Raw genomic sequence first — 25238 nt, 5'->3', positions numbered from 1 at the left:
CCGCCTCCCGTCAAGCATCCGGGCGGATCGGACCCGCTACATGGCCGGGAGCCGCTCCCCCTGCACCAGTTCCATATCGAGTTCCACGCGCAGCGTCGCACCCACCGCGGCGATGCCCGCGCGCACCATGGCGTTGTAGTCGATGGCGAAATCGTCTCGGTGCAGGAGGGTTTCGGCGTGGAAGGCCACTCGCACGCCGCCCCAGGGGTCCGGGCCGTAGCCGCCGTAGGTGACGGTGAGTTCGACCGGGCGGGAGCGGCCGTGCAGGGTGAGTTCACCCGGCATCACCCACGTGTCGCCGCCGGTGCGACGAAAACCGTTGCCCGCGAACGTGATCAGCGGGAAGCGTTCGGCGTCCAGGAAATCCGCCGAGCGCAGATGCGCATCGCGCATGCCGACCCCGGTGTCCACGGCCGCCGCCTTGATCTCGGCGTATCCGGTGGACCGCTCGAAGTTCGCGGCGATCTCCAATCGCCCGCTCACCTCGGCGAAACGCGCCTTGATACCGGCGATTCCGAGATGCCGGGCGGTGACCAGCACGGTGGAATGCGCCGGATCGATGGTCCACGGGCCCGGCGGCGGCAGCGCCACCGTATTCGCCTCGGGCTCGAGGCGGACCTCGCCGAGCGCACCGCCACCGGTGGCGGCGATGCGCGCGAGCTGGGCCACCGGCTGATGACCGGGCGCGGTGACCACCGCGGTATGGGTACCGGGCGGCAGCGGTTCGGTCATCGCGACCCCGCTCGCATCCGATGTCGCCCGGGCCAATTGCCGACCTGCCAGGTCGGTGACGATCAGCACCGCACCCGGCATGGGCCAGCCCGCCGAACTCCGGATCCGGGCGGTGAGACCGGTCATGATCCCTCCGTTGACCATTCGACGTCATCCTGCTCGGCCGCAACCGTACCCAGGTCGTAGCCCAGATGCATATCGTGCACGATCTCCCCGCCGGTGAGCCGAATTCGACTGTGTACCGCAGGATATCCGCGCGCGATGACCGTGTACCCGCCTTCGACGAGATCCGGCACCGTATAGCGGCCGTGCGCATCGGTGCGAGTGGCCCCGACCTCGGTGCCCGCCGCGTCCAGAATGGTGACCGAGGCGTCCGGCAGCGCCCGGCCCTCGGCCCACACCGTGCCGGTCAGCATGGCCATCGCGGTCAGCTCCAGATCGAAATGCAGCAGACCGCTGTCCGGCACCACCACCGAGGTGGCCTGCGGCCACATATGCGCGGCCGCCGCCACCAGCGTGTACGCGCCCGCGACCACGCCGTTGCAGAGATAGCCGCCGTCGGCCCCGGATACCGCCGCGCCGACCACCTCACCGCGGGCGTCGGTCAGCGTGATGCTCGCGCCCGCGAGCGGTCCGCCGCGACCGGCGATGCGGATGGTGCCGGACAGCTCGCCCGCACTCTGCAGCGTGATATCGCGCTGCTGCGGATGGGTGTCGATGGCGACATTGACCGCGGTCGGCAGATGTCCGGCCGCCGAGACGATCAGCACATAGCTGCCCGCGGCGGGCGGTTCGATGCGATAGCCGCCGCCGCTGTCGCCGGTGGCGCGCGAAACCTGGTGTCCGCGTTGATCGATCAGGGTGACGGCGGAATCGGGAATCGGGCGGCCGTCATCGCGCCGCACCTGTCCCACGATCGCGCGCACCCGCCCGGCGGCCGGTGCCGCGCCATTGGTGGCCGAGGCCGCCACGGTGGCCACGGGTTTCGCCTCGAGACCATCGTTCTCGGCGTTATGCGCTTCCGCCAGTACGGGTTCCGGCTGCGAGATGGCGCGCGCGGCCCCGTCCCACACCTGATCCTCGGCCCACTCGGCCTCGGAAACCGCTGCGGGATCGACGGTTTGCGGCGCGGCGGGCGCGATGTCCTGGAGCGGGATCTCCTTCATGAACAGCAGTACGACGCATGCGACCAGCGCCACCCCGGCCGCCGCCCAGAACACACCGTGCATGGCGTTGGTGAAGCCGATCAGAATGGGGTCCCGCACCATGGCCGGAAGTGCCGCGATACCGGCGGTATTGGACTGCACGCTGTCGAGCTTGGAGGCGTCGAATCCGGGCGGCAGATGACCGCCGAACGCGTCGATGATCTTGTTCGGCAGCAGATTGAACAGAATCGTCAGGAAGACCGCGACACCGAGCGTGCCGCCGACCTGACGGAAGAAGGTCGCCGACGCGGTGGACACACCCATATCCGAACGCGGACCGGCATTCTGGACCGCGATGATCAGCGTCTGCATACAGCCACCGAGCCCGAGACCGATGATGCCGCTGTAGAGCAGCGGCTGCCACAGCGCGCTGTCATAGTGCACCGTCGCGTACAGCGCACCGCCGCAGGCGATGATGAACGTGCCCGCCACCGGCAGAATCTTGTAGCGCCCCGTGCGTTTGGTGACCTGGCCCGAAATGAGCGAGCCGATCATGATGCCCGCCACCAGCGGCAGCATCAGCAATCCGGCCTTGGTCGGCGAGAACCCGCGCACCACTTGCAGATACAGCGGCACCATCGAGATCGCGCCGAACATGGCGATACCGACGATGAAACCGCCGATGATGCACACCGTGAAGGTCGAATTCTTGAACAGCCGCAATGGAATCAGCGCGGCGTCCTTCATCAGGTATTCGATACCCAGGAACAACGCCAGGCCGATCACGCCGATCACGTAGCACAGGATCGAGCGGCCCGAACCCCAGCCCCAGCCGCGTCCCTGTTCGGCGACGATCAGCAGCGGCACCACGCAAATGCTCAGTGCCACAGCGCCACCCCAGTCGACCCGGAGTTGACGGCGCTCCTGCGGCAGGTTCAGCACCTTGGCCACCACCACCAGCGCGATCACACCGATCGGCACATTGACCAGGAACACCCAGCGCCAGCCCTCCAGACCCCAGAGGTGATCGAAACCGGAGAACCAGCCGCCCAGCACCGGCCCGAGCACCGTCGCGATACCGAAGACCATCATGAAATAGCCCTGGTATCTGGATCTTTCGCGCGGCGGGACGATATCGCCGATGATCGTCATGGCCAGCGACATCAGCCCGCCCGCGCCCAGCCCCTGGAAGGCGCGGAACCCGGCCAGCTCGTACATCGAGGTGGCGAAGGTGCAGGCCGCCGAACCGATGACGAACAGCCCGATCGCGGTGAGGAAGAAGGCTTTTCGCCCGTAGATATCCGCGAGCTTGCCGTACAGCGGGGTGCTGATGGTGGCGGTGATCAGGTATGCCGTTGTCGCCCAAGCCTGCTGATCGAACCCGTGCAGGCTGTTGGCGATCTTGACGATGGCCACGCTGACGATGTTCTGGTCGAGCGCGGCCAGGAACATGCCCAGCAGCAGACCGGACAGAATGGTGAGGATCTGCCGGTGCGAGAGCTGCGGCGGACCGCCCGCCTGCTTTTCCGGTGACGCCTCGATCGTCGCACTTGTCATAGTTCGGGGACCTATTTCGATTCGATTGGCACAGTGGTTGTCTCGATGTCGTGCACGAGCCGGTCGAGCAGGTCGATCAGGGTGTCGCGATCGGCCGCGGGCCAGTCGGTCAGCAGTCCGGCCAGCCAGAGATTGCGCCGCCGCCGGTTCTCGGCGAATACCCGCTCCCCCTCCGCGGTGGCGGTCAGCACGCAGGCGCGGCCGTCGATGGGATCCGCGCCGCGCGCCACCAGGCCGTGTGCGACAAGGGTTCTGGTCTGGCGGCTGATGGTCGAGATCTCCGCGTGCAGCAGTTCGGCGAGTTTGCCGGTGCGCTGCGGACCATCGTGGACCAGACAGAAGAGCACGGCGTAGGCGAGTTGTTCCAACCCGTCCGGGCCGTGCTTGATCACCCGATGTTTGGACCTGCCGATCGCCCGCATGAGGCGGACCAGCACGGAGCCGAGCTGATCGGCCGCATCGGGTTCGGTTGTGGCGCTTGGATCACGGGCGACGATCGCCATGATCGATCCTTCACGATTACGCTTATTACTTAGCTACTACAACTACTTGCAGTTGCCAACTATACACACGGCGAGCATCGGATTGAAGGCCCGGAAATTCAGCGATGACCGTCCGCGCGCGGCGGTTCGACGCGCACCAGCCCCGACTGGAACGCGATCACCACCAGCTGCGCGCGATTCTGCACACCGACCTTCGACATGGCGCGCTGCACATGGGTGCGCACGGTCAGCGGGCTGACGTACATCTTCTCGGCGATCTCCTCATTGGACAGCCCCTCCGCCACCATGGCCACCACCTCGCGCTCGCGAGCGGTGAGCACCTCGAGGGATTCGGCGGCGCTGACCCGGCTTTCGGGCCGGGCCAGATAGCGCGCGATCAGCGAACGGGTCGCGGTGGGCGAGAGCAGGGCATCACCGGCGGCGACCGCGCGAATGGACCGCAGCAGTTCCTCCGGGCCGACATCCTTGCCGAGAAAACCGCTGGCCCCGGCCCGCAGCGCCTGCGCCACATACTCATCCAGTTCGAACGTGGTCAGGATGAGCACCTTGGTCTCGCGCAATTCCGGATCGGCGCAGATCTCCTGGGTCGCGGTCAATCCGTCGACACCCGGCATGCGGATATCCATGACCACCACGTCCGGGCGCACCGCCTGCGCCAAATCGACCGCCTCGCGGCCATTTCCGGCGATGCCGACGACCTCCATGTCCTCGGCCGAATCGATCAGCAGCCGGAAGGTTCCGGCCAGCAGCGCTTGATCATCGGCCAGCAGTACCCGGATGGTCATGAATTGTCCTCGTGGTCAGGGGTTCTCGGAGGTTCCAGCGGAAGTTCGGTGGTGACTTCGAAACCGCCGTCCGGTCTGCGCCCGGCCCGCAGATGACCGCCTACCGAGACCGCGCGTTCGTTCATGCCGATCAGACCGTAACCCTGGCTGTCCGAATCCTGCTCCGAATCCCGTTCACCGCGAACGTGTTCGGCGCTCTCACCGCCGCCGTCGTCGGTGACGCTGATGGTCAGCAGGATCCGGGAGTACACCAGCCGCACCGTCGCCGCCGCGGTGCCCGCGTGCTTGGTGACATTGGTGAGCGCCTCCTGAATGATCCGGTACGCGGTCAGATCCGCGCCAGGGGACAGCGGACGCGGCACCCCGGTGATCGACAGCGACAGCGTCAGCCCGGTGCGCTCGAAAGAGGTGAGCAGCTCGGACAATTGGGCCAGGCCCGGTGTCGGCTCCAGCGGCGCGTCCGAATCATCCTCGCGCAGAAGGCCGACCGTGGCCTTGAGCTCACGCAATGCCGCCGAGGTGGTGCCCGCCAGCTGATCGAGCATCTCCTGCGCCTGATCCGGCTGACTGCGCAAAAGGTATGCGGCCGTGGAGGCTTGGGCATGCGCCAGCGCCATATGGTGCGCGACGATATCGTGCAGCTCCCGCGCGATCCGCAGGCGCTCCTCACCGACGCGCTGGCGCGCCTCCTCCTCGCGGGTGCGCTCGGCCAATTCGGCGCGCGCGTGCAGCGCGGCCAGATAGTTGCGGCGGCTGCGCCCGGCCTCGGCGAACGCGCCCGCCACCAGCACACCGGCGATCAAGGTGATGCGACCCCCGGTCAGCACGGGGTTGAAATGCTGGAAGAACGAGGCGATCAACAGCGCGACGCCCGCCACCATCGGCCAGACCTTGGCCGTACGAAGATCTTTCGACCAGTACCCGATCGAATACATCGCCACGAAGGACGCGCCCGCGGTCAACAGCGAGATCTCATAGCCCAGCGCCTCGATGGCGATCCCGCACACCGTCGTGATCACCAGCACCGTGCGCGGAAACTCGCGCCGCAGCAGCAGTGCCAGCGATGCCGTCGCCGAGAGGGCGAACACCGACATCGACGCCGGGCGCACCACCACCGGCCCCTGCCCGTTACCGTGATCCGCCAACCGGCTGGCATAGGTCGCCAGCACGCACAACAGGATCGCGACGACCACGTCCACGACGCGGCTGTGCCGGCGCGGCCACTGCGACCATTCGGCGGTCATAGGTGTTCCTCCTCGTTGAGAACCCTAATCGGACAACCCCGAAGCGACCGATAGGCCGCCCACCCGGGACGGCCCATCGATGCGTTCGGCTATCAGGCGCGAGCGGATTCCAGCTCCCGCTCCGGTTCGGCGAGCTCCTTGCTGTTCAGGCTCTCGCCCTCCACATCCACATTCGGCAGGATCTTCGCCAGCCAGTCCGGCAGCCACCAGGCCTTATCGCCGAGCAGCGCGAGCACGGCCGGGACCAGGGTCATGCGGACGATGAAGGCGTCGAAGAAGACCGCCGCCGCGAGGCCCAGACCCATCATCTTGATCATCGCCTCACCGCCGCCGATGAAGCCGGAGAACACCGCGATCATGATCGCCGCCGCAGCCACCACCACCCGGCCACTGTGCCGGAAACCGGTGACGATGGCGTCCTTGGCGCTCTCACCGTGCGCGTACGCCTCCCGCATGCGGGTGACCAGGAAGACCTCGTAATCCATCGCGAGCCCGAACACCACACCGATCAGGAAGATCGGCATCATGCTCATCACCGGCCCGGTCTGGTGCACGCCGATCAGACCGGCCAGCCAGCCCCACTGGAACACCGCCACGATCACACCGAACGCCGCGCCCACCGAGAGCAGGAAGCCCAGCGCCGCCTTGATCGGCACCGCGATGGACCGGAACACCAGCATCAGCAGCAGGATGGCCAGGCCGACCACCACCGCCAGATACGGCAGCAGCGCGTCCGACATCTTCTGCGAGACATCGATATTCATCGCCGTCGCACCCGTGACCAGCACGGTCGCACCGGTCGCCGACTTCAGCGCCGTCGCCTCACCGCGCAGCTGGTTCACCAGATCCTTGGTATCGGTGGATGACGGGCCACTGGCCGGAATCACATTCAGCATGGCCGCGTCACCGGCCTGGTTGAACATCGCGGGCGACACCTCGACCACACCCTTGGTGGTGGTGAGGGTCTTGACCGCCTGATCCACCGCGCCCTTCGGATCGGCGACACCCTTGACGTCGATCGCGATCATCAGCGGGCCGTTGAAACCGGGACCGAATCCGGCGGCCAGCGCATCGTAGGCGCGGCGCTGGGTCGTCGAGGTCGGCTGCGCCTCATCACCCGGCATACCGAGCTCCAGGCTCGTCATCGGCAGCGCCAGCACACCCATGCCGACCAGGCCGATCAACAGCACCGCCACCGGACGGCGCACCACGAATCGCGCCCAGCGCGTGGCCATTCCGGGCTTCTCATCCGGAATCTCCGTGGCGTTCAGGCCATTTCCGCTCGCCTGCCCCGCGATGGGCAGCACCCGGCGGAAAGCCTTGGGCATGACCGCGTTCTGGAAGAAGCCGAGCAGCGCGGGCAGCAGGGTCAGCGCGATGGTGACGGCGACCGCGACGGTGCCCGCCGCGGCCAGACCCATCTTGGTGAGCATCGGAATACCGACCACGGCCAGTCCGGCCAGCGCGATGACGACCGTCAGGCCCGCGAAAACCACCGCGGAACCGGCGGTTCCGACCGCACGACCCGCCGCTTCCTCGGCGCTGTAGCCCTCCGCCCGCTCGGTCCGGTACCGCGACACGATGAACAGCGCGTAGTCGATGCCGACCGCGAGCCCCAGCATCATCGCCAGGGTCGTTGTGGTGGTGGACATTCCGATGGTCACGATGGCGGCGATGCCGACACCGATGCCGATCAGCGCGGTCACCAGCGGCAACCCGGCGGCGGCGAACGCACCGAAGGTGATCATCAGAACAATGGCGGCGATGGCGATACCGATGGCCTCGGTGGCCCCGCCCATCTCGGGTTTGGGTTGCAGCGCCGACCCGCCGACCTCGACGGTGACCCCGGACCCCTTGCCCGCGTCGATCGCGTTGGTGAGCGCGTCATGACTGGCATCGGTGAGCTGATCGCTGGTCACGTTGTAGCTCACGGTCGCGTACGCGGTCGTGCCGTTCTTGCTGACCGCACCGGTCTGGAACGGATCGAGCACGCCCTTCACCTGCGTGCCGCCCGCGACCTCGGACACGATCTTCTCGACCGCGGCCTTGTTCGCGTCCGAACCGATCTGCTGTCCGTCCGGTGCGACGAAGACGATCCGGGCTTCCGCCCCATCGGATTTGGTGCCCGGGAAACGTTCCGCGAGCAGATCGAACGCCTGCTGCGACTCCGTCCCCGGAATAGAGAAGGTATCCGGCGGCGGAGTGGGCGCGCTGGCGGCCCCGGCCACCAGCGCCGCCATGATCCCCAGCCAGAGCACAACGACAAGCTTCCGCTTCTCGAACGCGAAGCGGCCCACCCGGTACAGGAATTTCGCCATGTGACAATGCTCTTGGTCGGCGTCTGTAGTCGGCATCGTGCACGTGAAGGCCGTTGCGTGTACTGCATCCGCAGTACGTCCGCCCCCGCCGTACGCGTTCCGCAGGTCCTGGAATGCCGTCGAATGCCCCCGAGGTGGCAGGCTGTCCCCATGGCCGATGAACAAGAAGTACCGAACGGGAATCTCGAGGCCCCGGCCGACGAGACGCCCGAAGAGGCGACCAAGCGCAAGTTCCGGGAAGCGCTCGCACGCAAGAATGGCCACCACACGGAGGCCGGAGCCGCCCAGAGCAATGCCAAAGTCCGCGGCACCCACGCCCAGGCGGGCGGTAAGCGCACCTTCCGCCGCCGGGCGGGCGGCTAACCCCCGGGTGTCCGCATGAGCGGGACGGGCCCCGCATCGGTGATACCGGTGCGGGGCTCTTCTTGTTCGGCGCCGATTCTCTTCCCGCCGCACCGATGAATTCGATGCGCGAGCGCGGTCTACACCTACAGTCCGCACTCTGTGTACCGGTCAGGGAGGAAACCTGATGACCACTTCCGCACTGCCGCCCATTGTCGACGCCGCATCCTGGCGACGCGAACTCGACGCCCTGCGCGTCCGCGAGAAGGCCGCCACGCGCGAGCTCGACGCCATCGCCGCCCAGCGCAGGCGGCTACCGATGGTTGAAATGCCCGAATACACCCTCGAGGGCGAGGAGGGTCCGGTTCGGCTGGCCGAAATCTTCGGCGACGCACCGCAGTTGATCGTCTACAGCCATATGTGGTTCGAGGGCGAGGAGTGGCAGTGCCCCGGCTGCACCGGATTCACCTCGCAGTACACCCGATTGGAGTTCCTGGCGAACTACGACGCGCGCTTCGTCATCGTCACCCAGGGACCCATCGACGAGGCGCTGGCCTACAAGCGGCGCGTCGGCAACAAGATGACCTGGTACTCCACCGCGAACAGCTCCTTCGGCGCGGATGTGGGCGCGCCGCCCGGAGCCGGATTCGCGGTGAATGTGTTCCTGCGCGACGGGGATACGGTCTATCGCACCTGGCATACCGACGGCCGCGGCACCGAACAGCTCAGCCAGACCTTCCCGCTCATCGACCTGCTCCCCTACGGGCGGCAGGAGGAATGGCAGGACTCGCCCGCGGGCTGGCCGCAATCCCCCACCTACAGCCGCTGGGGCAGCTCGAAGGATATCGCCGCCGCCTACGGCGAACCGGGAGCCTGAACCAATCCGTCCGCCCGCGCCGGCGCGACCTGTGCGGCGGCGCGGCGGGCGGTGACCAGGTACAGGGCCACCAGCAGCACGCTCAGCCAGACATAGGAATCACCGACGAAGTGCTGCCACGGGGTCCAATGGGTTTCCTTGCCGTCCCCGCCCGGCAGCCAATTCTGCGGACCGTAGACGTACACCGCGACCGTGACCGCGGTGACCAGGTACCAGCCCGCCGCCGCACGCCAGGGCAGCCGGGTCGCGTATCCGATCATGGCGAGCACGGCGGGCGCGATCCACACCCAGTGGTGCGACCACGAGATCGGCGATACCAGCAGCGTGAAGACGGCATTGATGGCCAGCGCCAGCGGCGGCCGGTCCGCGGCCTGCCGCATGGCGGCCACCACCAGGGCCAGCACCAGCGCGCCCAGCACCAGCCACAGCAGGGTGAACAGCGGCTTGTGAATTCCGAAGCGCGCCAGCACGGCCTGAATCGACTGATTGGTGTGGAACGCGGATCCGCTCAGTCCGGACACATTGCCCATTCCGCCGAACCAGTACTCCGTCGACGATTTGGGCATGATCGGAAAGGTCAGCACGGTCGCGGCCGCACCCGTGATGGCCGCGGTCGCGGCGGCCTTGTAATCGCGGCGGATCAGGAAGTACAGCACGAAGGCCGCCGGGGTCAGCTTCACCGCGGCCGCGATGCCGACCAGCATGCCGCGCTTCCACTTCGGCTTCTCGGTCAGGCAGTCCGCCACCACCAGCGCCATCAGCAGCAGATTGACCTGCCCGAAATCGAGCGTCGAACGCACCGGCTCCAGCAGCAGCGCCAGCGGCGTGGCACAGGCGGTCGCGAACAGCGCCAGCTCCCGGCGACCCTGTTCCGGCCACACCCGGCGCGCGACCAGATACAGCGATAGCGCCAGCGCGACCACCGAGGTCACGAAGAACGCGAACCGGGCCGCATCCCACGGCAGCAGCGCGAAGGGCGACAGGATCACCGCCGCGAACGGCGGATAGATGAACGGCAGCCCGATCCCGATGGTGGTCTGCGGTAACTGCCCGTACAGATCACCGCCGTGCCGCAGCGTCTCGATCCCGATCCGGTACACCTGTAGATCGATGAACCCACCGGTGATCTTGGAGAACGGCCAGATCGGCCGGGTCAGGCACAGGTACGTGAAACCCGACAGCAACGCCGGAAGCAGCCACAGCACCCGCCCGAAACGGCGGTCCAGCGACTTCGGCACATCTACAGCGGTGGAACTACTCATCCGGACGAAGAATACCGAGGTCGGCTACGGCAATCGACCGGAGGCCGACCGGCACCGGAAAACTGTCCGGGAATGCCGGACGACCCGGTGCCGGAATCGGGCTCAGTACGCGACCATGAAGCGCGCGCCGATGAACGAATCCCGCTCGACCGCGTCCACGATGGCGGACGCGTAATCGCCTACGCTGATGCGACTTTCACCATCGGCATCCACGATCGGGGTATCGCGGGCCTCGGCCCGATAGCTCCCGGTGGCCTCGCCCGGGACCAGGTGCACCGGCGGCGGGCTGACATAGGACCAGCGCACCCCGGTCTCGGAACTCCGGAAGATCTCCAGCGCCGCGGACTGATCCCGCGCCGTCTCCAGATACTGGGCCGGGAAATCCGGGGAGTCCACGAACCGCTGCCCCGGCGCGTACTCCAGGCTGCCGCCGCCACCCAGGAACACCAGGCGATCCACCCCGGCGAGCGGCAGCGCCTCCAGCAGCGCCGCCGCTCCGCGCGGCACCAGATGATCATCACCCTTGATGGCGACCACCACGGCATCGTGACCGGCGACGGCCTCCTTGATCGAGGCCGCATCGGTCACCTCCACCGCGCCCCGATCCAACGCGGTGACCGCGATGCCGCGGGCGGTGGCCGCCCGGACGACCGCACTGCCCAGATTGCCGCGCGCGCCGATGACGGCGATCTTCAAGGGCTCCCCGCGCAGACCGTCGACGAAGTCCGCGATGAGCGGCGCGATCTCGGGCAGCTTCTCCTCGAGCGCGAAATGCCCGGTGTCGAACAGATGCACCGCGGCCTCGGGAAGATCGCGCAGGTACGCGTGCGCGCCCGGCTCCGGGAAGAAGGCGTCGTTGCGACCCCAGAGGATGAGCGCGGGCGGGCGATGCTCCCGCAGCCACCGCTGCCAGACCGGATAGAGCTCGAGATTGCTGTGATAGTTCAGTGCGAGCTCGATCTGCGCGTCCTTGCGGCCCGGGAGATCCAGGAAGTGCTGATCCAGGGTCCAGCCGTCCGGTGCGATGAGTTCGGTATCGGTGGTGCCGCCCTCGTACTGACTCCGCGTGACCGGCAATTCCAGAATCTGCCGGACATTGTCCTCCGCGCCCGCGACGCCGGGCATATTGGCGCTCATGCCCCTGGCCATATCGGACAGGCCGTCGTCATAGGCGTTCGCGTTCTGAATGATCAGTCCCGCAATCCATTCCGGATGCCGGGTGGCCAGCCGGAACCCACCGGACCGCCGAAATCGAAGGCGTACAGCACGAATCGATTCAGCTCGAGCGCATCCACGAAGCCCTCGACGATATCGGCCAGCCGATCGAAGGAGTAGCCGAAACCCGCCGGAACCTCGGTATGCCCGAACCCCGGATAGTCCGGCGCGACCAACCGGTACCGCCCGCCGAGCGCGTCCATCAACCGCCGGAACTGATGCGACGCCGACGGAAACCCGTGCAGCAGCAGCAACACCGGCGCATCCGCCGGACCCGCGTCCCGATAGAAGACCCGCACCCCGTCGACCTCGACGAACCTGTGCCTGATGTGCGGAATATTCACTGCCGACCTCTCTGAAACACCTTCACCTATCCGGTCCACGATCAACCGTCCGCCGGACATGATCAAGAACGAATCACCCAATGGTCGTTAACCGGTGGTTGATGATGACGAGGGTCTTGGTCGCGTAATCGCCCGCGCCGAGCGGATCAAGATCGGACATCTCGTACCAATCGGGCGAAAGCTGTTGATTCACAGCATATTCGGAGCTTCGACGGGGCGAACCGACTGCGGGATTTCGAGCGGCCCGTGCGAAACTCGTTCGCGATGCTCACCTACTTCGAAGCGGTTGTCATCGGCGCGGTGCAGGGAGTCACCGAACTCTTCCCGATCTCCAGCCTGGGGCATTCGGTCCTGTTGGCGGACTGGCTCGGGGGCGCCTGGCGCGAACTACCGCAGGACGACGAAAGCCCCTCGGACACACCGTATCTGGCGTTCGTGGTGGCATTGCACGTGGCGACGGCGGTGGTGCTGCTGTGGCACTACCGGCGCGACTGGCGCTCCATCACAACGGGTTTCGCCGTATCGCTGCGCACCGGGCGAATCGATACCGTGCCACAGCGGCTGGCCTGGCTGATCGTCGTCGGCAGCGTGCCGGTGGCCGTACTCGGCCCGTTGCTACAGCACCCGCTGCATGAGCTGTTCTCCAGCCCCTTCGCGGCCGCGCTCTTCCTCACGCTCAACGGCGTGGCGCTGATCGTCGGCGAGGCACTGCGCAGGCGCAATGAACCCACGCTCGCGGAGTACGGGCGGCGCTTCGCCCGCCGGGAAACCCGCCGCTCGATGTTCACCACCGCCGAACTGCCACGCCTGCAAGCGGATCGGCCGCTGGCCGCCCTCACCACCGTCGACGCCCTCGGCATCGGCATGGTGCAGGCCGGGGCCCTGCTCACCGGTTTCAGCCGCGCCGGGCTGGCCATGGTCGGTGGCCTGTGGCGCGGCCTGGAGCATGAACACGCCGCCAAATTCGCCTTCATGCTCGCCACCCCCGCCATCCTGGGCGCGGGCCTGTACGACCTGCACGACCTGTCGGGCGCCTCCAGCTCCGATATCGGCCCGATCCTGCTGGGCGCCTTGGCCTCCGGCATCTCCTCCTGGCTCGCGGTGCGCTACCTGGAGCACCACTTCCGTACCCGGACCCTGCTCGTCTTCGCCCTCTACTGCCTGATCGCGGGCACCGTCTCGCTCCTGCACTTCGGCTGACGCCGACGGTCGGACGACGAAGGCCCGGTCCTGATGAACCGGGCCTCGATGGGAGTCGTCAGTGCGTGGGGCGCGTGGTCCATCTCGGATCTCGCCACTGGCCGAGATCGAAGTAGAGGGTGGTCATGGAGTCCCACATGGTCGACCAGGACTGCTTGGGGTCCTGGCATTTCCACACCGAGACCATGCGATCGATGCCGGGGATGCCCATCGGGTCGTCGAGCCGGGCCACGCGTTCGACCTTGCCGAAGCGGGAACGCAGATCGGGCTCGGCGGTGTCCAGGCCGACAAAGACCACCGTGGTGGCACTGTCCGGGGGCGGGCCGAAGAAGCCGAAGCCGCGGCTGGGGCTGTAGGTGGCGGGCAGGTCGTACCGGCCGCCCAGCTCCTCGATGGCGCCCGCCTGCCAATAGCCTTGGGCGACAATGGCGGAGTTCGATTTCTGTTCCGGCGTCAGGGTGCCGTACCCGGTGTCGACGGCCGCAACGAGCTTGTCCCAATTGGTGGTACCCCACAGGCCCGAGCGGAAGCCCAGGTCGATGGCGTCGTAGGTCTGGGTGCGCCAGCTGGACGGCAGCGGCATCAAGGTCAGCGTGCCGATGTAGGTCACCACGGTGACCGCGATGAGCGGAATCATCGCGAGGTTCATCCAGCGCTTGCGGTCGAATTGCCAGAAGGTGACCGCACCGAGGGCGAACATGGCGGGGAAGAAGCCGGTCGGATAGTAGGGCCGGCCGTGCGTGATGATGACGAATACGGTCATGATGACGAGCGCGGCCGCGATGAAGCGGTACGGCCGCAGCGATTCCATCTTCCACACGCCCCAGAATCCGGCGGCGATCATCAGGGTGCCCAGGAATCCGGCCAGGCCGAGCCACTGCGGCAGGAATCCGATCGGACCGTAGCCGGTGGCGTCCTGTTCGGCGCCGATGATCTTGCCCATGGCCAGCTGCGGCCAGTTGTGCCGGGACTGCCAGATCAGAATCGGCACCAGGGACAGGGCCAGGATCGCACTCGCCATCCACAGCGCCGGGCGGCGCAACACCTCCCGCGGACCGCAGGCGATGACCGCCAGGCCCAGGCAGGCCCAGACGATCGGGATCATCCACTTCACCTGCATATCCACCGCGGCCACGAGTCCCGCCACGATGATCAGCCGGTCCTGCCTGGTGCGAACCCAGCGGATGAGCAGCCAGGTGATCACGGCGGTGAGGGTGGCGTCGAAGGAGAAGGTGCTCAGGGCGACCTGGGTCACCACCAGGTAGGACGTCGCATAGGTGCCCGCGGCGAGCATCTGGACGCGGCGATTGCCGCGGAGTTCGTAGGCGATCAATGCCGCCACCACGATCGCGCCGACGCACATCAGCACGGCCGGGAATCGCAAGGCGATCAGCGAACCGGGTGCCAGCACATCCGCTATCCGGGCGAAGAGCGGCACCACCACGCCCTGATCGGCGTAGGTGTAGTCGAGTCGCCGGCCGGAGGAAAGGAAATAGAGTTCGTCGCCGAAGAAGTCATAGCGGCCGGCCGTCACGGTCAGCGCTATCCCGGAGATCAATGCGATCAGGGCCACACCGCGGAAAGCGAACTGTGGATGAGGTGGATGAGTATGCCTATCCGAAATAACCTGTGGCTCGGCGCGAAGCGCAAAGACCGATGCCATGAACTGCCCCCAAGAGCTTTCCGACAGACGCGTTCGACGCCGCTACACGGTGGTGTCGCGCGCGATCTGTTCGCTGGTGAACCGATTCCTCCCCGGCAGCGAACTTGATGAGCGCGCACGCTCGGACCTGCTCGGATTGTGCAATTTTGTGAAATATTAGTTTGTATCACTGGAACCCGCAAATGGACCACGGGGGCTCGTGATAGCCGTTTGCTTTGAATGAATGTGACCCAGGTTACGAATTCCGACATTGCCCGCCGACGGCCGGGGATTCGATCCGGAGAAACGGAAATACCTGTTACTCGCCGGTTTCTATTCACGCGCAGTTCCCCGGCAGTGACAATACGTGCCAGGTGCCCCCGAAACTATTGGCATGTCTTTATTCTAAAAATATGTTATTTCACTAAGTGGGCGCCAAGTCGATTCAACGACGAAGGCCCGGTCCGTGTGGACCGGGCCTTCGTGTCAGTGGAGCTGCCGGGAATCGAACCCGGGTCCTCCGCCGCATTTTCAGGGCTTCTCCGTGTGCAGTTCGCAACGTCTCTACTCGGATCTCTCAGTCATGCGAACAAGCCGAGATGACGATCCCAGTCGCTGTTGGATGTTCCGTTCGACTCCGCGACCGCGCCGAACGGTAAGCCCTCTAGCTGATGCCAGGGACCGGGTCGAGGGCGAACCCGGGCTGACAGACACGCTCTACTGCTTAGGCAGCGAGAGCGTAGTCGCGCTGATTGGAATCGGCGCTTATAGGGTTGCAGCGACGCTTATACAGTGGTCTCCTGCCTGCACTGACACGCTTCCCCTGAATCAACGTACGCAGTCGAAACCGTTCAGCCCCGTCTGTGTTCACCGATTCGAGTGAACTGCCCGACTCGCACCGGGCGATTCATATTAACACCACCCAAACAGCGGATCATCCCATTATCCGCGCGTCACGCGGGGTGTTCGCCGATGGCGAACCCGGGCTCAGCGCATGCCCTTGATCCGGCGGCCGATCTCACGGGTGACCTCGCGCTCGGCATCGCGCTTGGCCAGGTCCTGCCGCTTGTCGTAGTCCTGCTTACCGCGAGCCAGGGCCAGCTCGACCTTCACCTTGCCGTCCGAGAAGTACATGGACAGCGGCACCAGCGTGAGACTGGACTCCTTGGTCTTGCCGACCAGCTTGTCGATCTCGCGGCGGTGCAGCAGCAGCTTGCGCGTGCGCCGCGGCGCGTGATTGGTCCAGCTGCCGTGCGAGAACTCCGGTACGTGCAGACCGCGCAGCCAGACCTCACCGTCATCGATCGTCGCGTAGGCGTCCACCAGAGACGCCTTCCCCTCGCGCAGGCTCTTCACCTCGGTACCCACCAGCGCGATCCCGGCCTCATAGGTGTCGATGATCGCGTAGTTGTGCCGCGCCTTGCGGTTGCTGGCGATTACCTTGCGCCCCTTCTCCTTCATGCTCCCTCTATCGTCGCGTCGCCCGGCACGGAACACCTTCCGCACCGAGCTGTGTCCCGGGCGCCGATCCCGGCCCCGGTCGAACCGCTGTCGTCTATATCGCGACCCAGAGTAATGGCCGCGGCCGACCGATTATTCCGGAGCGCGTCCCCCACTCCGTGCCGGGACCGCGACCCGCGACCCCTACTCCGGGAGCCGCGACCCGATGCCCGCGTCGAGCACGATCTTCGCGCCCGGTGCGGTGGCGACCTGCAGGGTGCGCAGGCGCAGCAGCGCCGGGTGCTCGTCGAGCAACTTGGCGGTATTGGCCAGCGAACGCAGCGCGGCCGCCTCGGCACGGGCCCGCTCCAACTCGGCACGACCGCGTTCACGGGCCAGTACCGTCTCCAGTGCGGCCTTGCGCAGTTCGCCCGGCAGCATCAGATCCTTGGCCCGGAGTCCGGACACCGTGATTCCGAGGTGCTCGACCGCTGTGGCCACGCGCCGTACGTCACCGTTGAGGAGCGCGCGATCGGCGACCAGCTCATCGAGCGTGTGCGCGGCGATCAGATCGCGAACGGCTTCCTGGATCGCGCCGTAGAGCACGGGTTCGGCGTACTGCGCGCCGGTGGTGAAGGCCACCGGATCGGTGACCACCCAGTCGGCGGCGTAGCTCACCCGCACCGAGAGGCCATCGCGGGTGAGCAGTTCCTGCCCGCCCACCTGAAGTAGGCGCGGGCGCATATCGACGCTGACCAGTGAGCAGCGTTCGGCGTCGTACCGGTGCCGTCCCGGCTCCAGTACGCGCTCCAGCATGCCGTCCCGGTACAGCAGCGTGCGCTGCCAATCCATCACGGTCGCATAGTTTTTCGTGAACAGCTTCAGCTTCGTCATATCAATCTCCCTGCCGCGCCTGATGATTCGGTGACGACCGGATACGCCCTGCCCGGCACGGCAGGCGGCGGGAGCCTCCCCCGTCCGAAGACGGAGAGCTCGCAAAGCCGCGTGACCGCGGAATCCGGGCAGGGCGCATCACACTAAGGAGTTGAACCTCGACAGGTCGAAGACCTGTGTCACCAGAAAGTTGACCGCAACCGATATGGGGAACGCGCTCCGGAGATTCCGGTGCGCCCCTGACTCGCGGCCGGATTCCAAGGTAGCCAGAACAGCCCGTTTCGCGCGACCGATTTATCGCGGGCTCCAGGAAATGCGAAAACCCCAGCCGATGGCTGGGGTTTCGTTGTAGTCCCGACGGGATTTGAACCCGCGCTACCGCCTTGAGAGGGCGGCGTCCTAGGCCGCTAGACGACGGGACCAAGGTCGCTCACGATCAACACCGGAAGAATCCGACGCCCACCGTGGCAGCTCCGAAAGCTTATCGTGCTCCCGCCCAGCAACCAAATCCGCTGCCAGCGGCCTCGGACACGGGTCCTTGGCCGTCGGCGGAATGATCGAGCTAGCCGAAGTCGGGCGGGAGTTCGTCGAAGTCGGGGGGCATATCGTCGGGCCAGGGGACGTCGTCGTAGGGCGAGGCGGGGCTTGCCGCAGTGGCTGCGCCGGGGCGGGACGAGGGCGGCGGGCTGGACCGGGGGGCGCTCCGCTGCGGTTTCGATCCGGGAGCGGGGTCGCGCGGTGCGTCCGACGATGCCGCAGGGCGGGTGGTGGATCGGGTTGCGGGAGTGGCGGATTCGCGGGCCGGGGTGGTAGCCGGCGCGGGGAAGCGGCTCGCGGGGCGGGCCGGGTTCGCGGGCGCGGGGGCTGCCGGGGCGGAGGCCGGGGTGGCGGAGGCGCTGCCCGCCACCACTTCCAGCACGCCTTCGCCGTACTTCGCGCGCTTGTTCTCACCGATGCCGGAGATGGTGCCGAGGTCGGCGAGGCTGGCCGGCTTGCGGGCGGCGATTTCGCGCAGGGTGGCGTCGTGGAAGACGACGTAGGCGGGCACGCCCTGTTCCTTGGCGGTCGCGCCGCGCCAGGCGCGGAGGCGTTCGAAGAGGTCGGCATCGCCGGGGGCGAGGTCGGCGGTGGCGCGGGAAGCCTTGGCGGACTTGGCGGTTCGCGTCGATTTGGTGCGTTCTGGTTCGCGGCGGAGTTTGACCTGGCGGCCCTCGAAGAGCACCTCGTTGGAGGATTCGGTGAGGGTCAGCACGCCGTAGTCGCCGTGCACCGCGAGCAGGCCCTGGGCCAGCAGCTGGCGGACCACGCCGCGCCATTCGATATCGCGCAGATCCGCGCCGATGCCGAACACCTTGAGCTCATGATGGGCGTGCTGCTCCACCTTGGGGTTTCGCTTGCCGATCAGGATGTCGACGATATGGCCCGCGCCGAAGCTCTGCCCGCGTTCGCGTTTGAGCCGCAGGATGGTGGAGAGCACCTTCTGCGCGGGCACGGTGCCATCCCACGATTCGGGGGCATTGAGGCAGGTATCGCAATTGCCGCACGGCTCCCCCGGCTGACCGAAGTAGGCGAGCAGCTGGGTGCGGCGGCATTCGACGGTCTCGCAGAGCGCCAGCATGGCGTCCAGATGCAGTTGCAGCTGCCGGCGATGCATGGCGTCGCCCTCGGAGGAGTCGATCATCTTGCGCTGCTGCACAACGTCACTGAGGCCGTAGACCATCCACGCGGTGGAGGCTTGCCCGTCGCGCCCGGCGCGCCCGGTCTCCTGGTAGTAGCCCTCTACCGATTTCGGCAGATCCAGGTGCGCGACGAATCGCACATCGGGTTTGTCGATGCCCATGCCGAAGGCGATGGTGGCGACCACGACCAGCCCATCCTCGCGCAGGAACCGCGCCTGGTTGGTCGCACGCGTGCGGTTGTCGAGTCCGGCGTGGTACGGCACCGCCGTGACACCATTGGCGGACAGGAACGCGGCCGTCTTCTCCACCGAATTGCGGGAGAGGCAGTAGACGATCCCGGCATCACCGGCGTGCTCGCCCTGAATGAACGCCAGCAGCTGCTGTTCCGGCCGGTTCTTACCTTCGATCCGGTACTGGATATTGGGCCGGTCGAAGCTGGCCACGAAATGCTTGGCCTCGGTGAGATCGAGCCGTTCGGCGATCTCCTTGCGCGTGGCGGCCGTCGCCGTGGCGGTCAGCGCGATGCGCGGCACATCCGGCCAGCGCTGATGCAGCATGGACAGCGCCAGATAGTCGGGCCGGAAATCGTGGCCCCACTGCGAGACACAGTGCGCCTCGTCGATGGCGAACAGCGCGATCTTGCCGCGATCGAGCAGTTGCGCGGTGGATTCGAGCCGCAATCGCTCGGGCGCGAGGTAGAGCAGATCCAGCTCCCCCGCCACGAAGGCCGCCTCGACCGCGCGCCGCTCATCCGGGAACTGGGTGGAATTGAGGAAGCCCGCGCGCACGCCGACGGCGTTCAGCGCGTCGACCTGATCCTGCATGAGCGCGATGAGCGGTGACACCACCACGCCGACGCCCGGCCGCACCAGCGCGGGAATCTGATAGCACAGCGATTTACCGCCGCCGGTGGGCATGAGCACCAGCGCATCCCCGCCGGAGATGACCTGCTCGACGATCGCGCGCTGCGGCCCGCGGAAACTGTCGTAGCCGAACGTCTTCTGCAGAACCTGGTGCGCCGCAGCGCTTCCCGCGTCCATGGGGGCTGCGTTGGTTGCGACGGTCTCGACCTCCGGTGCACTCACCCGCGCAATCCTACGGATCCGGCCCGACACCCGTTTCGCCTTCCGCACACGATGCGCAACTTCGCACCCCCACCCGCCCGGTTCACGAGGTATGCGAATACCGGGCGGGCGTGAGCGATCTCACTCCCGGACGTAGTACCGCAGTGCCGCGTAGGCCGCGAGCGCCGCGAATCCGATGCCGATCGGCGTGACGATCAGCGCGACGGTCGCGATGTCGTCACCGGTGATGCGCGGCAGCACTTGATCATTGAACAGACTGCCGAGCGCCCGGTTGATCACCAGCGGTTGCGCGATGAACAAGCCGCCGATGGCCAGCGCCGAACCGATGGCCGCCGCGAACACCGCTTCCAGCAGGAATGGCAGCTGCGTGTACCAGCGCGTCGCGCCGACCAATCGCATGATGCCGACCTCGGTCTTGCGGGCCAGCGCCGCGACCTGCACCATATTGGCGATCAGCAGCAGCGCCGCCAGCGCCTGCAACGCCGCGAGCCCGAAGGCCGCATTGCGAAGTCCGACAAAGAAACTCACCAGCCGGTCGACGATGTCCATATCGTTGAGCACCGTCATGACGCCGGGCCGTTTGGCGAAATCGTCATAGATGGACCGGTATTTGGTCACATCGTTGAGCTTCACCCGGAATGATGCGGGCAGTCCGTCCTTGCTCACCTCATCGGCGAGTCCGGGCTGATCCTTGAAGGTGGTCTCCTTGACCTCCTTCACCGCGTCGGCGCTGTTGACGAACTGCACGCTCGCCACATCCGAATGCTTCTTCAGATCGGACATCAGCGTTTTGCACGGTTCCTGCGTGCAGTCCAGATCCGTGCGCGAGACGTCATCGTCCAGATACAGCCGGATCTCGACCCTTTGGACGTAGTAGTCCTGGATCTTGTCCGCCATGCGCACCGCGAGCAGGCCGCCGCCCAGCATGGTGAGCGAGACCGCCGTGGTCAGGATCATGGCGATGGTCATGGTGATATTGCGGCGCAGGCCGGTGAAAACCTCACCGAAAAGGAATCCGAGGCGCATTACCGGCCCACCCCGTAGACGCCCATCTCCTCATCGCGGACCAGTCGGCCGCGATCCAACTCGACCACCCGCCGTCGCATGGCGTCGACGATGGTGTTGTCGTGGGTTGCCATCACCACCGTGGTGCCGGTGCGATTGATGCGCTCGAGCAAAGTCATGATGTCGGCGCTGGTTTCGGGATCGAGGTTGCCGGTGGGTTCGTCGGCGAGCAGTACCAGGGGCCGGTTCACGAAGGCGCGGGCCAGGGCCACGCGCTGCTGTTCACCGCCGGACAGCTCACTGGGCAGTCGATCGGCCTTGCCGGAAAGTCCGACCATATCGAGCGCTTCGGGGACCGCACGGTGGATGAAGGTGCGCGATTTGCCTATCACCTCCAGCGCGAAGGCGACATTCTGCTCGACGGACTTCTGTTGCAGCAGCCGGAAATCCTGGAAGACACAGCCGATGCGCTGTCGCAGTTTGGGCACTTTGCGGGCCGGTAGCTTATCGACCCGGAAATCGGCGACCCAGACTTCTCCGGCGGTCGGCTTCTCATCTTTGAGCAGCAATCGCATGAAGGTCGACTTACCGGATCCCGATGGTCCGATCACGAAGACGAACTCACCTTTTCCGATGTCGACCGAGACGTTGTCCAGGGCGGGCCGCGTCGAGGTCTTATAGGACTTGGTGACGTTCGCCAGGGTTATCACGGGAGCCCAGTCTAGCGAGACGTGACCGTTACCCGGCCACGCCGCGCAGACACGCCGTTAGCGGGCGGATGGCTCAGTTGGGCCAGACATCGGGTTGCTGAGTACCGAGTTCACGAAGGCCGGATAGTCCGGCCCCGTGGTGGTTTCGGGTTTCACGAACAGGTAGAGAACGAACGTGGCGACCCAGACCGTGATGAGGATCGCCGTGGACTTACGTGTTTTCACTCAAACCCTCCCGGCGGAGCGCCGCGGCCACCCGCACCCGCAGCTCACGACCGACTTCGAACTGTTTGCCCGGCAGTGTCCGGGCCACCATCTTGATATTGACCTGATTGACCGTGAGATCTTCGACACCCATGACGCTGGGCTCGTCCAGCAGCAGGGTCTTCAATTTGCGATCGGCGAACGCTTTCGCACCCACCTCCCGCAGGATTTCATTGACCTTGTTGATATCGGAGGTAGCGGGTACGGGCACGTCGATGGCGGCACGCGCCCAATCCTTCGACAGATTGGTCACTTTCACGATCTGGCCGTTCGGCACGATGATCACTTCACCGTCGACGCTGCGCAAGGTGGTGACGCGCAACGTGACGTCCTCGACCGTACCCTCGGCCTCCACCGCGGAGCCAGTGACGGCGATGCGCACGACATCGCCGAAGCCGTACTGCCTTTCGGTGATCAGGAAGAATCCGGCGAGCAGATCCTGCACCACGCGCTGTGCGCCGAAACCCAGTGCGGCGCCGAGCACCGCGGCCGGGGCCACCAGACCGCCGAGCTGGAATCCCATGCGGCGCAAGACTTCCAGCGCCACCAGGAAGTACACGATGGACAGTACGACCCAGGTGATGACCTGTGCCAGCGCATGCCGGTGCTTGGCCGCCTCCGACCGCACCAGCGAATCGCTGCTGCGGAAGGAGGTGTCGATCTTGCGGGTGATCCGGTCGCGCACATAGGTCGCCGCGCGCGAGAACAACATCGCACCGACGATGAGCAGCACGATCTCGAGACCGCTGGACCGGAGCCAATTACCTAGGTCGGCACCGGTATTCGCGGCGAGTATCGAACTCATATGAATTACCCCTGGGTGGTCGACTGCTCCCGCATCCGCCAGCGGATTCCGGACTCGATGAAACCGTCGATGTCACCGTCGAGTACGGCCGAGGGATTGTTGACCTCGTAGCTGGTCCGGAGATCCTTGACCATCTGATACGGGTGCAGAACGTAGGAGCGCATCTGGTTGCCCCAGGACGCGCCCTCATTGGTCTTGAGCGCGTCCATCTGGGCGCGCTCCTCCTGCCGCTTGCGCTCCAGCAGTTTGGCCTGCAGCACGCGCATGGCCGAAATCTTGTTCTGGAGTTGGGATTTCTCGTTCTGGCAGGTGACGACGATGCCGGTCGGAATGTGCGTCAGGCGCACCGCCGAGTCGGTGGTGTTGACCGACTGACCGCCGGGTCCGGAGGACCGGTACACATCGACGCGCACCTCGCCGTCCGGGATCTCGATGTGGTCGGTGGTCTCCACCACGGGCAGCACCTCGACCTCGGCGAACGAGGTCTGGCGACGGCCCTGGTTGTCGAACGGACTGATACGCACAAGACGGTGCGTACCCATTTCCACCGAAAGTGTGCCGTAGGCGTAGGGCGATTTCACGGCGAAGGTCGCCGACTTGATGCCAGCCTCTTCGGCATAGGAGGTGTCGTAGATCTCGACGCTGTACTTGTGCCGTTCGGCCCAGCGCACGTACATGCGCATCAGCATCTGCGCCCAGTCGGCAGCGTCCACGCCACCCGCGCCGGAACGGATATTGACCAGCGCCTCACGCTTGTCGTACTGGCCGGACAGCAGGGTGCGGACCTCGAGGGCCTCCACATCGCCGTGCAGGGTGGCCCGCTCGGCGTCGGCGTCGGCGAGGGCGGAGGCGCGCGCGTCGCCCTCCTCGTCCTCGGCGAGTTCGTACAGCACCGGCAGGTCCTCGAGCCGCTGGCGCAGCTCCTGGACGCGGCGCAGTTCGCTCTGGGCGTGGGAGAGTTCGCTGGTCACGGCCTGCGCGTGGTCCTGGTCGTTCCAGAGTTCGGGATCCGCGGCCTGCTGTTCCAGTTCGTCGATCCGCCGGACCAGTTCTTCGATGTCGAGCACCGACTCGATGGTCTTCAGAGTCGAGTCGAGTTCGGCCAGGTCAGCGGAGACGTCAGGATGCACGGTGTTCAAGGCTACCGCCCCTTTCAAGGTCGATAAACAAAGGGAGACCCGCCGCGTGCGGCGCGGCCGGGTGGGGCGGTCGATACCGCCGGAGAAGTTCGGGCGCGCGGCGGTGCGCGGACACGCGCGCGCCCGCCGCGCCACGGTCAAGTGGGTGCGGCGGATTCAGCGATCCGCGAAGGCGTTCCGGGTGCGGCTCTTCAACCGGCGACGGCGCGCAGGCTGCCGGGCTTGCGGCCGATGAGGGTGTCCAGCGCGGTGGCGGTGGGTTCGTCGGCGGGGAGGTAGATCATGACGTACTGATCGTCATCGGCCGACAGATGCAGGGTTTCGTAGGCCAGGCGGAGCATTCCGGCTTCGGGGTGCAGCAGGCGGCCGACGCCGTTGTGGTCGGGCAGGCCGGGGATGGTGTCCATGCGCCGGGTGAAATCCTCACCGGCGGTAATGGTGAGTTCGTCCATGAGGACGGCCAATTGCGGATCGGCGCGACCCGGACCCTGTTTGAGGGAGGCGACGCATTTGTCGGCCTTGTGTTCCCAATCCGGGTAGGCGGTGCGGGCACGCGGATCGGTCAGGACGAAGCGGGCGTAGCTGTCGAGGTCGCCGCCGTCCAGCAGGCCGAGCGGGGCCATCAGGCTGCGATAGCCCTCGGTGTAGGCGAGTATCTCGCTGAGGCGGTTCATCACGACGGCGGGCGCGGGCTCGAGTTGATCGAGGATGGCCCGAATGGCCGGGCGCACCTGCCGATTGGGTCCGACGCCGCCGCTGCAGCTGAAGCCGGGATCGGCTCCTTTGCCCAGTTGATGCAGGTGCACGCGCTGGGTCCGGGTCATGCGCAGTGCGTCGGCGAAGGCGGAGAGCACCGCCGCGGACGGATGCCGATCGCGGCCCTGTTCCAGTCTGGTCAGATATTCGACGCTGACCCCGGCGAGCGTGGCGAGTTCGGAGCGGCGCAGCCCGGGCGTGCGGCGGCGCGGCCCGGCGGGCAGGCCCACGTCGGTGGGCGTGACCGCCTCCCTGCGCGTGCGCAGGAACAGCCCGAGCTCGTTGTCACTCACTC

General features: G+C 66.4%; 19 protein-coding genes, 1 tRNA gene, 1 other RNA gene and 2 pseudogenes. 3 read left to right on the top strand and 20 right to left on the bottom strand.

Annotated elements, in window-relative coordinates; genetic code table 11:
* Positions 1–36 precede the first annotated feature (36 nt).
* The 6 genes from ACFC0O_RS36425 to ACFC0O_RS36400 all read right to left on the bottom strand — a co-directional run bounded on the left by ACFC0O_RS36425 (position 37) and on the right by ACFC0O_RS36400 (position 8284).
* Positions 37–858, bottom strand: a complete 822-nt coding sequence (locus ACFC0O_RS36425) for a YceI family protein (protein WP_375966239.1) — start codon at positions 856–858, stop codon at positions 37–39.
* Complete coding sequence (locus ACFC0O_RS36420) at positions 855–3434, bottom strand: MFS transporter (protein WP_375966236.1); 2580 nt, start codon at positions 3432–3434, stop codon at positions 855–857. The genes ACFC0O_RS36425 and ACFC0O_RS36420 overlap by 4 nt, the downstream gene beginning before the upstream one ends.
* A gap of 11 nt (positions 3435–3445) precedes the next feature.
* The gene (locus ACFC0O_RS36415) at positions 3446–3937 is read right to left on the bottom strand and encodes a MarR family winged helix-turn-helix transcriptional regulator (protein WP_364639075.1); all 492 of its coding nucleotides are present in this window, start codon (positions 3935–3937) and stop codon (positions 3446–3448) included.
* Positions 3938–4035: 98 nt separating this feature from the next.
* Entirely contained in the window at positions 4036–4722 is a 687-nt protein-coding gene (locus tag ACFC0O_RS36410; protein ID WP_375966233.1) for a response regulator, read from the bottom strand.
* Positions 4719–5966, bottom strand: coding sequence for a sensor histidine kinase (locus ACFC0O_RS36405; RefSeq protein ID WP_375966230.1), 1248 nt, complete (start codon positions 5964–5966; stop codon positions 4719–4721). The genes ACFC0O_RS36410 and ACFC0O_RS36405 overlap by 4 nt, the downstream gene beginning before the upstream one ends.
* 92 nt (positions 5967–6058) lie before the next feature.
* Positions 6059–8284 carry an MMPL family transporter gene (locus ACFC0O_RS36400; protein WP_375966228.1) on the bottom strand — a complete coding sequence of 742 codons (2226 nt, stop codon included), beginning with the start codon at positions 8282–8284 and terminating at the stop codon, positions 6059–6061.
* A 150-nt stretch (positions 8285–8434) separates the two neighbouring features.
* On the opposite strand from ACFC0O_RS36400, the gene ACFC0O_RS36395 reads away from it, so the two are divergent.
* Positions 8435–8647, top strand: coding sequence for a DUF5302 family protein (locus ACFC0O_RS36395; RefSeq protein ID WP_375966225.1), 213 nt, complete (start codon positions 8435–8437; stop codon positions 8645–8647).
* A 166-nt stretch (positions 8648–8813) separates the two neighbouring features.
* Positions 8814–9503 (top strand): DUF899 domain-containing protein, encoded by a 690-nt coding sequence (locus ACFC0O_RS36390; protein WP_375966223.1) that lies wholly within the window; start codon positions 8814–8816, stop codon positions 9501–9503.
* On the opposite strand, the gene ACFC0O_RS36385 is transcribed toward ACFC0O_RS36390, so the two are convergent.
* The 3 genes and pseudogenes from ACFC0O_RS36385 to ACFC0O_RS36375 all read right to left on the bottom strand — a co-directional run.
* Entirely contained in the window at positions 9482–10765 is a 1284-nt protein-coding gene (locus ACFC0O_RS36385; RefSeq protein WP_375966221.1) for a glycosyltransferase 87 family protein, read from the bottom strand. The two genes, ACFC0O_RS36390 and ACFC0O_RS36385, sit on opposite strands and share 22 nt — an antisense overlap.
* Positions 10766–10867: 102 nt before the next feature.
* Positions 10868–11560, bottom strand: a complete 693-nt coding sequence (locus ACFC0O_RS36380; protein WP_375966499.1) for an NAD(P)-dependent oxidoreductase — start codon at positions 11558–11560, stop codon at positions 10868–10870.
* An 18-nt stretch (positions 11561–11578) separates the two neighbouring features.
* A pseudogene (locus ACFC0O_RS36375) lies at positions 11579–12183 on the bottom strand (alpha/beta fold hydrolase); the annotation flags it as partial.
* A 405-nt stretch (positions 12184–12588) separates the two neighbouring features.
* Between ACFC0O_RS36375 and ACFC0O_RS36370 the strand changes: the two are divergent.
* Positions 12589–13524, top strand: a complete 936-nt coding sequence (locus ACFC0O_RS36370; RefSeq protein ID WP_364640410.1) for an undecaprenyl-diphosphate phosphatase — start codon at positions 12589–12591, stop codon at positions 13522–13524.
* Positions 13525–13582: 58 nt separating this feature from the next.
* Here the strand turns inward: ACFC0O_RS36370 and ACFC0O_RS36365 are convergent, their stop codons facing one another.
* The 11 genes and pseudogenes from ACFC0O_RS36365 to ACFC0O_RS36315 all read right to left on the bottom strand — a co-directional run bounded on the left by ACFC0O_RS36365 (position 13583) and on the right by ACFC0O_RS36315 (position 25236).
* Positions 13583–15097 carry an ArnT family glycosyltransferase gene (locus ACFC0O_RS36365; RefSeq protein ID WP_375966218.1) on the bottom strand — a complete coding sequence of 505 codons (1515 nt, stop codon included), beginning with the start codon at positions 15095–15097 and terminating at the stop codon, positions 13583–13585.
* A 556-nt stretch (positions 15098–15653) separates the two neighbouring features.
* Positions 15654–16025: a transfer-messenger RNA gene (gene ssrA / locus ACFC0O_RS36360) on the bottom strand.
* Between the two features lie 128 nt (positions 16026–16153).
* Entirely contained in the window at positions 16154–16627 is a 474-nt protein-coding gene (gene smpB / locus ACFC0O_RS36355; protein WP_364639102.1) for an SsrA-binding protein SmpB, read from the bottom strand.
* A gap of 183 nt (positions 16628–16810) precedes the next feature.
* On the bottom strand, positions 16811–17500 hold the full coding sequence (locus ACFC0O_RS36350) for a slipin family protein (protein ID WP_375966215.1): 690 nt from the start codon (positions 17498–17500) through the stop codon (positions 16811–16813).
* Positions 17501–17849: 349 nt separating this feature from the next.
* Positions 17850–17922, bottom strand: a tRNA-Glu gene (locus tag ACFC0O_RS36345).
* Positions 17923–18398: 476 nt separating this feature from the next.
* Positions 18399–20219: pseudogene (recQ, locus tag ACFC0O_RS36340) on the bottom strand (DNA helicase RecQ); the annotation flags it as partial.
* A gap of 165 nt (positions 20220–20384) precedes the next feature.
* A complete protein-coding gene (gene ftsX, locus ACFC0O_RS36335; protein ID WP_375966212.1) occupies positions 20385–21290 on the bottom strand; it encodes a permease-like cell division protein FtsX in 906 nt (301 codons plus the stop codon).
* Positions 21290–21979: a cell division ATP-binding protein FtsE gene (gene ftsE, locus ACFC0O_RS36330; protein WP_364639110.1), complete on the bottom strand. Its 690-nt coding sequence runs from the start codon at positions 21977–21979 to the stop codon at positions 21290–21292. The genes ftsX and ftsE overlap by 1 nt, the downstream gene beginning before the upstream one ends.
* Positions 21980–22190: 211 nt before the next feature.
* Positions 22191–23048, bottom strand: a complete 858-nt coding sequence (locus ACFC0O_RS36325) for a mechanosensitive ion channel family protein (RefSeq protein ID WP_375966210.1) — start codon at positions 23046–23048, stop codon at positions 22191–22193.
* A 5-nt stretch (positions 23049–23053) separates the two neighbouring features.
* Complete coding sequence (prfB, locus tag ACFC0O_RS36320; RefSeq protein WP_375966496.1) at positions 23054–24178, bottom strand: peptide chain release factor 2; 1125 nt, start codon at positions 24176–24178, stop codon at positions 23054–23056.
* Between the two features lie 200 nt (positions 24179–24378).
* Positions 24379–25236: a helix-turn-helix transcriptional regulator gene (locus ACFC0O_RS36315; RefSeq protein WP_375966208.1), complete on the bottom strand. Its 858-nt coding sequence runs from the start codon at positions 25234–25236 to the stop codon at positions 24379–24381.
* Positions 25237–25238: the final 2 nt, after the last annotated feature.

It is taken from the genome of Nocardia sp. NPDC056100 (genome assembly GCF_042266325.1).
In the GTDB taxonomy this organism is placed as follows: domain Bacteria; phylum Actinomycetota; class Actinomycetes; order Mycobacteriales; family Mycobacteriaceae; genus Nocardia.
This window is presented reverse-complemented; position numbering and strand designations above follow the sequence as displayed.

What these genes read in the sequence shown, in the direction of transcription:
- ACFC0O_RS36425 (WP_375966239.1), bottom strand. Translation starts at nt 858, where the DNA reads ATGACCGGTCTCACCGCCCGGATCCGGAGTTCGGCGGGCTGGCCCATG.
- ACFC0O_RS36420 (WP_375966236.1), bottom strand. Translation starts at nt 3,434, where the DNA reads ATGACAAGTGCGACGATCGAGGCGTCACCGGAAAAGCAGGCGGGCGGT.
- ACFC0O_RS36415 (WP_364639075.1), bottom strand. Translation starts at nt 3,937, where the DNA reads ATGGCGATCGTCGCCCGTGATCCAAGCGCCACAACCGAACCCGATGCG.
- ACFC0O_RS36410 (WP_375966233.1), bottom strand. Translation starts at nt 4,722, where the DNA reads ATGACCATCCGGGTACTGCTGGCCGATGATCAAGCGCTGCTGGCCGGA.
- ACFC0O_RS36405 (WP_375966230.1), bottom strand. Translation starts at nt 5,966, where the DNA reads ATGACCGCCGAATGGTCGCAGTGGCCGCGCCGGCACAGCCGCGTCGTG.
- ACFC0O_RS36400 (WP_375966228.1), bottom strand. Translation starts at nt 8,284, where the DNA reads ATGGCGAAATTCCTGTACCGGGTGGGCCGCTTCGCGTTCGAGAAGCGG.
- ACFC0O_RS36395 (WP_375966225.1), top strand. Translation starts at nt 8,435, where the DNA reads ATGGCCGATGAACAAGAAGTACCGAACGGGAATCTCGAGGCCCCGGCC.
- ACFC0O_RS36390 (WP_375966223.1), top strand. Translation starts at nt 8,814, where the DNA reads ATGACCACTTCCGCACTGCCGCCCATTGTCGACGCCGCATCCTGGCGA.
- ACFC0O_RS36385 (WP_375966221.1), bottom strand. Translation starts at nt 10,765, where the DNA reads ATGAGTAGTTCCACCGCTGTAGATGTGCCGAAGTCGCTGGACCGCCGT.
- ACFC0O_RS36370 (WP_364640410.1), top strand. Translation starts at nt 12,589, where the DNA reads ATGCTCACCTACTTCGAAGCGGTTGTCATCGGCGCGGTGCAGGGAGTC.
- smpB (WP_364639102.1), bottom strand. Translation starts at nt 16,627, where the DNA reads ATGAAGGAGAAGGGGCGCAAGGTAATCGCCAGCAACCGCAAGGCGCGG.
- ACFC0O_RS36350 (WP_375966215.1), bottom strand. Translation starts at nt 17,500, where the DNA reads ATGACGAAGCTGAAGCTGTTCACGAAAAACTATGCGACCGTGATGGAT.
- ftsX (WP_375966212.1), bottom strand. Translation starts at nt 21,290, where the DNA reads ATGCGCCTCGGATTCCTTTTCGGTGAGGTTTTCACCGGCCTGCGCCGC.
- ACFC0O_RS36325 (WP_375966210.1), bottom strand. Translation starts at nt 23,048, where the DNA reads ATGAGTTCGATACTCGCCGCGAATACCGGTGCCGACCTAGGTAATTGG.